At 65.4% G+C, this 2,075-nt stretch carries 5 protein-coding genes; 2 read left to right on the top strand and 3 right to left on the bottom strand.

Going from position 1 to position 2,075, the window contains the following annotated elements; all coding sequences use genetic code 11:
- On the top strand, positions 1–358 hold a 358-nt coding region (locus PGX04_RS19520), incomplete at its 5' end, for a ribose-5-phosphate isomerase A (RefSeq protein WP_273740039.1).
- A gap of 8 nt (positions 359–366) precedes the next feature.
- Here the strand turns inward: PGX04_RS19520 and PGX04_RS19525 are convergent.
- The 3 genes from PGX04_RS19525 to PGX04_RS19535 form a co-directional block, all read right to left on the bottom strand.
- Entirely contained in the window at positions 367–816 is a 450-nt protein-coding gene (locus PGX04_RS19525) for a hypothetical protein (RefSeq protein ID WP_273740040.1), read from the bottom strand.
- Between the two features lie 78 nt (positions 817–894).
- On the bottom strand, positions 895–1,356 hold the full coding sequence (locus PGX04_RS19530) for a hypothetical protein (protein WP_273740041.1): 462 nt from the start codon (positions 1,354–1,356) through the stop codon (positions 895–897).
- Positions 1,357–1,589: 233 nt separating this feature from the next.
- Entirely contained in the window at positions 1,590–1,757 is a 168-nt protein-coding gene (locus tag PGX04_RS19535; protein WP_207586259.1) for a DUF1931 family protein, read from the bottom strand.
- A gap of 112 nt (positions 1,758–1,869) precedes the next feature.
- On the opposite strand from PGX04_RS19535, the gene PGX04_RS19540 reads away from it, so the two are divergent.
- A partial coding sequence (locus PGX04_RS19540; protein ID WP_273740042.1) for a hypothetical protein occupies positions 1,870–2,075 on the top strand: 206 nt, incomplete at its 3' end.

The following is a 2,075-nucleotide window of genomic DNA, read 5'->3' on the forward strand; positions in this document are numbered from 1 at the left end:
CGTCGATGCGGCCGCGGACCGGTTCCTCGTCGTCGCCGATCCGTCCAAGCTGACCGATCGGCTCGAGCGGCCGGTGCCGGTCGAAGTCCGTCCCGACGCCCACACGGTCGTCGCCGAGCGGATTCGGGAACTGGACGGCGAGCCGACGCTCCGAGACGCCGAACGAAAGGACGGCCCGGTCGTGACCGACAACGGGAACTTGGTGCTCGACTGCGCGTTCGGCCCGATCGACGACCCCGACGCGCTGGCGACGCGGCTCTCGGGAATTCCGGGCGTCGTGGAACACGGCCTGTTCGTCGGGCTGGCCGACGCGACCTACGTCGGGACCGACGAGGGGTGCGAGGTGCGGCGCTACTGACGCGGAGACTACTGCTCCCCGTCTCGCCCCGTCGTCTCCCGGCGGTCGACTGCCGCGTCGCGTGGCGCGTCGACCGGCCGCGAGAACAGCCCGGCGATCAGATAGGCAACCCCGAGCAGGCGAGTCGCGGGTATCACCCATCCCTTTAGCTCGAGATCGCCGGGATTCTCGTAGGCCGCTTCGAGCCCCCATCCGACGACCGTTCGCGGGAGCAACGCCATGAGACAGCCGCCGATGACGATTCCCGTCTCGATACCCGCTGGTACCCCCTCGTCACGAGAGAGTAGCCAGACGAACGCCAGTCCCTCGAGCCGAGCGATCGGGATCGTCCACGGTCGTAACCGGCCCCGATCGGGGCTTTCGAACGCGAGCCGTTCGCCGAATTCGATGACCCGGTCGGGGGCGATCACCTCGAGCAGGCCGAACCCGATCGCCAGTGTTCGTTTCGTGACTCGCATGTGTCGGTGAGATGGTCCGTTCGTCGACGGTGCGGTTCGTTTGTCGGTGGTGTGGTTCGTCTGTCGGTATCTCGCTGGTCAACTCGAGCGGAGACGAAGCCGGGGCCGGGATGTCACCCGGTCCGATTCGTCGCGCGTCTGGTCGGTCGTCGTCTCTTTGTCGGTGCTCCGGGAGAGCAGCGTGACGGTCAGGTAGAGCACGCCCAGCAGGCGCGCCGCGGGCTCCACCCAGGGCCGCACCTCGAGGTCGTCGGTGTTGGCGTAGACGAAGTGCTGGCTGAGCGTGATGATCGGCCGCGGGACGAGTACGAGCGCCAGCCCGGCGAGTCCGAGTCCCGCGGTGACCAGCGTGGATCCCTCGCGCCCGCGGACGAGCAGCCAGACGAAGACCAATCCCTCGAGTCGAGCGCCCGTCAGCGCCAGTGGTCGCCGCTGGGTCGCAGCGGGGTTTCGCAGGCCGATCCGCTCGCAGATTTCGATGATTGGCTCCGGCACGACGATTTCGACGAGTCCGAATGCGATCAGAAGTCTCCGTAACATGTCCCGTTCGTACCACGGCGAGGGGCAAAAAACTCGAGCCGGCAAGTGGGGCCTAGTCGCCGAACGGGCCCGTGCTCGACGATCGATCCAGTGGCTCGCGCCTGGCGTCGTTATAGTACCCGCTGACAGTCAGTGCACGCCCGGTCGCACAGCTGTCGTGCGAGTATCGTGTACCGGTTCAATTGGTACTGTCGTCGACGTGCGTCCGTAAAAAATCGCTCAGATAGCGTGCCTTACAGGTCGCGGGGCTGGACCGTCTTCCGGTCGTTAGCCTCTGCGCGGCGGGCGGCGTCGTCGAGCAGTTCCGAGACTTCGTCGTCGAGTGCGTCGTAGAAATCCGAGGCGACGTTTTTGTCATCGAGCGCTTCCTTAACGGCGGCTTTGACGATAAGGTCTGCCATACGATGTATTCGTTTCGCGTTACCCCATATAAGGATTCTGCTTAGCGACGGAAATACGGGGGTTGCAGCGGTTGATTCGCCCGTTTCGACGACCCGAACCACCGGAAAGTATATGTTTGATGAATGGCGGACCCGATTTTCGACGCTATCGAACCAGTGGATCCGGCTCGCGCGCGGCCCTCTGGGGCTCGTGCGCACGTTCAGCGACTGGGGACCGCCGGTCCCGGTCCGTCTCGAAACCGGGCCGACGGATTCGAGTACGTCGGTCGCGGAGGACGAGTATGCGCGAACTGCTCGAGGCCGTCGGCGACGGCTTCG

Source organism: Natrinema soli (genome assembly GCF_028618695.1).

Coding starts and splice junctions, on each gene's coding strand:
- PGX04_RS19535 (WP_207586259.1), bottom strand. CDS start 1,757: ATGGCAGACCTTATCGTCAAAGCCGCCGTTAAGGAAGCGCTCGATGAC.
- PGX04_RS19530 (WP_273740041.1), bottom strand. CDS start 1,356: ATGTTACGGAGACTTCTGATCGCATTCGGACTCGTCGAAATCGTCGTG.
- PGX04_RS19525 (WP_273740040.1), bottom strand. CDS start 816: ATGCGAGTCACGAAACGAACACTGGCGATCGGGTTCGGCCTGCTCGAG.